Source organism: Micromonospora sp. M51 (assembly GCF_018070305.1).
Classification (GTDB): Bacteria; Actinomycetota; Actinomycetes; order Mycobacteriales; family Micromonosporaceae; genus Micromonospora; species Micromonospora parva.
Genome location: NZ_JAGPXZ010000683.1, coordinates 1 through 3352 on the forward strand (window position 1 = coordinate 1; position 3352 = coordinate 3352).

Below are 3352 nucleotides of genomic sequence, written 5' to 3' on the forward strand. Positions count from 1 at the left end.
GCGTACCCCTCGATCGTGACCGCGACCCGGGCGGTGGCCGAGCGGCTGCGCGACCAGGACCCGGGGGATCTCGCGGACCCGCTGGTCGCGGACCTGGTGGTGGTGTGGTCAGCGGTGGCGGACCGGCTGCGGTTCCTGATCCGTGAGGTCGAGCGCCGCGCGGCCGAGCAGCGCGACCGGCCCGGCTCGCACGTCGTCTGCCACGGTGACCCGCACCTGGGCAACCTGCTGCTCGGCGCGGACGGGCAGGTCTGGCTGATCGACTGGGACGACGCGGTGCTCGCCCCGCCCGAGTGCTACCTGATGTTCGTGCTCGGCGGGGTGCTCGCCTTCGCACCGATCACTCCCGACCAGCAGCGGGCCGTGCTCGCCGGCTACGGCACGACCGAGGTCGACAGGGCGCGCCTGGCCTGGTTCCTCGCGGTCCGCGCGCTCGACGACCTCAGCGACTGGACCCGGCAGGCGTTGGACCTCGACGCCGAGGCGGCCGACCGGAGCCGCGCGGCGCGGATCGTGCGTGGGCTGGTGTCACCGGTGGGCCTGGTCAGCCTCGCCGACACGGCGTTGCGCGACCTCGACCGACAGCGCTGAGCGGCGGCAGGTCGGCTACGGCGGGCACGTCGGCTACGCGGGCAAAAAGGAAGGCAAAGAGCGAACACGCTCCCTGCCACCTCCAACGTATATCGCACCCCTGGCCTTGCGGCAAGACCAGGGTGGTGCAGCAGAATCTCCAGCCGACGCCCAAATCTGGGAAAATCGGGGGATTCCATGATCGATGTGATCATTGCTGGCGGTGGGCCGACCGGCTTGATGCTGGCCAGCGAGTTGCGACTGCACGGGTTGCACGTGCTGGTGCTGGAGAAGGAGACCGAGCCAACGAGCCACGTGCGCGCGCTCGGCCTGCACGCACGCAGCATCGAGGTGCTGGACCAGCGAGGTTTGCTGGAGCGGTTCCTCGCGGTCGGGCAGCAGCACCCGGTCGGGGGCTTCTTCGCCGCGATCTCCAAGCCGTCGCCGGGCGGGCTGGACACCGCGCACGGGTACGTCCTCGGTATCCCGCAGACCGTCACCGATCGCCTGCTGAGCGAGCACGCCAGCGAGGTCGGCGCCGAGATCCGGCGCGGCAGCGAACTGGTCGGGCTGAGCCAGGACGACAGCGGGGTGACGGTGCGGCTGGCCGATGGCACCCAGCTGCGTGCCCGCTACCTCGTCGGCTGCGACGGCGGTCGCAGCACCGTACGCGAGCTGCTCGGTGTCGGCTTTCCCGGCGAGCCCAGCAGCGTCGAGACCCTGCTCGGTGAGATGGAGGTGGGGGTGCCGCCGGAGGCGGTGGCCGAGGTGGTGGCCGAGGTCCGCAGGACCCACCTCCGATTCGGTCTCGGGCCCCTCGGGGAGGGGGTGTACCGCGTCGTCGTCCCGGCCGAGGGGGTGGTCGAGGACCGCACGGTGCCGCCGAGCATCGAGGACTTCAAACGCCAACTGCTGGTGTACGCGGGCACCGACTTCGGCGTGCACTCACCGCGCTGGCTCTCCCGCTTCGGTGACGCCACCCGGCTGGCCGAGCGGTACCGGGTCGGCCGGGTGCTGCTGGCCGGCGACGCGGCGCACATCCACCCGCCGACCGGTGGGCAGGGGCTCAACCTCGGCATCCAGGACGCGTTCAACCTCGGTTGGAAGCTGGCCGCCGAGATCGCCGGCTGGGCGCCGCAGGGGCTGCTGGACAGCTACCACAGCGAACGTCATCCGGTGGCCGAGGACGTCCTGACCAACACCCGGGCGCAGATGCTGCTGCTCTCACCGGAGCCGGGGCCCCGCTCGGTGCGCCGACTGTTGTCCGAGCTGATGGACTTCGACGACGTCAACCGGTACCTGATTGAGAAGGTCACCGCGATCGGGGTCCGCTACGACTTCGGCGAGGGCCACGACATGCTCGGTCGTCACCTGCGTGACGTACGGCTGAAGCGCGGGCGTCTCTACGAGCTGATGCACCGGGGCCGCGGCCTGCTGCTCGACCAGACCGGTCAGCTCTCGGTCGCCGGTTGGGCGGAGCGGGTCGACCACGTCGTCGATGTCAGCGAGGAGTTGGACGTGCCCGCGGTGCTGCTACGGCCGGACGGCCACGTGGCGTGGGCCGGCGACGATCAGAGCGACCTGCTCGGCCAGCTGTCCAGGTGGTTCGGCGCGCCGGTCGCCTGAGCGGTCAGCGCTCGGTGAGGAACGCGCTGTCGACCAGTTGGCGGGGCGACCGGGCGCCCCCGAGGCTCTTGGCCTGGTACATGGCCGCGTCGGCGCGGCTGAGCGCGTCGGTGAGCTGGGCCGGGCCGGTCACCGGGGCCAGCCCGACGGAGGCGGTGACCCGGACGCTGCACCCGCTCAGCCGGATCGGCGCGGCGACGGTCTCGCTGAGCCGGCGGGTCGAGTGCTCGATCCAGCGGCGGTCGACGGTGGGGCTGGAGAGCAGACCGGCGAACTCGTCGCCGCCGAGGCGGGCCACGAGGTTGTCCCCGGCGAAGCCGGCGAGCCGCTCGGCCACACTGATCAGCACCTGGTCGCCGGCGGCGTGCCCGTACCGGTCGTTGATCTGCTTGAAGTCGTCCAGGTCGAGCACCACGGCGATCAGCGGCTGGCCGGCGGCGTCGGTGAGCAGGGCGGCAGCCAGGCGGTAGAAGGCGCGTCGGTTGGGCAGTCCGGTGAGCGGGTCGTGGCTGGCGGCGTGCCGCTCGGCGGCCAACTCGGCCTGGAGGTGGCTGATCTCGGCCTCGGCGCGCACCGCGCGGCGGCGTAGTTGCCAGGAGGAGAGCAGCGCGCCGGCCGCGCAGACGCCGGAGGCGACACTCATCGGATCCGGCACGAACCCTCCCATCGCCGCGACCGCCTCCAGCCTTCGGTTGACGCGGCGCGCCGCGTCGGGCCCAGTTTTGCCTGATCGTTGCCCGTGTGGGGGTAACACAAAGTGAACGGATGGGCACCGATCATGTGCGTTATCATGCTCGCCGTCGGATGCAGATGCAATAGCAGATGCACGTGCAGAACCGTCCAATGTCGATACCGCACCCCCTCGCCGTTACCGCTCCTCCCACGGCCACCGGCGGGCTCGTAACAGAAAGACGCCTCCATGCATCAGCCACCCAATGGCGTACCGATCCCTCAGTTGCCCCCGCTGAGCTGGCAGAAGAGCCGCCGCAGCAACCCCAGCGGCAACTGCGTCGAACTCGCCGAGCTGCCCGGGGGAGCGGGCATAGCGGTCCGCAACTCACGACACCCGGAGGGGACGGCCCTGATCTACACAGTGGACGAGATCGCCGCCTTCGTTCTCGGCGCGCGGGACGGTGACTTCGACCACCTGATCAAC

The 3352-nt window shown here is 71.0% G+C and carries 4 protein-coding genes; 3 read left to right on the forward strand and 1 reads right to left on the reverse strand.

Annotated features, from left to right (window positions below; all coding sequences use genetic code 11):
- Both KBX53_RS26995 and rox read left to right on the forward strand, forming a co-directional pair.
- The coding region (locus tag KBX53_RS26995) for a phosphotransferase family protein (RefSeq protein ID WP_210862343.1) at positions 1–591 on the forward strand (591 nt) is incomplete at its 5' end.
- A gap of 177 nt (positions 592–768) precedes the next feature.
- Positions 769–2196, forward strand: a complete 1428-nt coding sequence (gene rox / locus KBX53_RS27000; RefSeq protein WP_210862345.1) for a rifampin monooxygenase — start codon at positions 769–771, stop codon at positions 2194–2196.
- Positions 2197–2200: 4 nt separating this feature from the next.
- On the opposite strand, the gene KBX53_RS27005 is transcribed toward rox, so the two are convergent.
- Positions 2201–2851: a GGDEF domain-containing protein gene (locus KBX53_RS27005; RefSeq protein ID WP_030336395.1), complete on the reverse strand. Its 651-nt coding sequence runs from the start codon at positions 2849–2851 to the stop codon at positions 2201–2203.
- Positions 2852–3115: 264 nt separating this feature from the next.
- Here KBX53_RS27005 and KBX53_RS27010 point away from each other — a divergent pair.
- Positions 3116–3352 (forward strand): DUF397 domain-containing protein (locus KBX53_RS27010; RefSeq protein ID WP_210862347.1); only part of this gene is annotated, 237 nt, incomplete at its 3' end.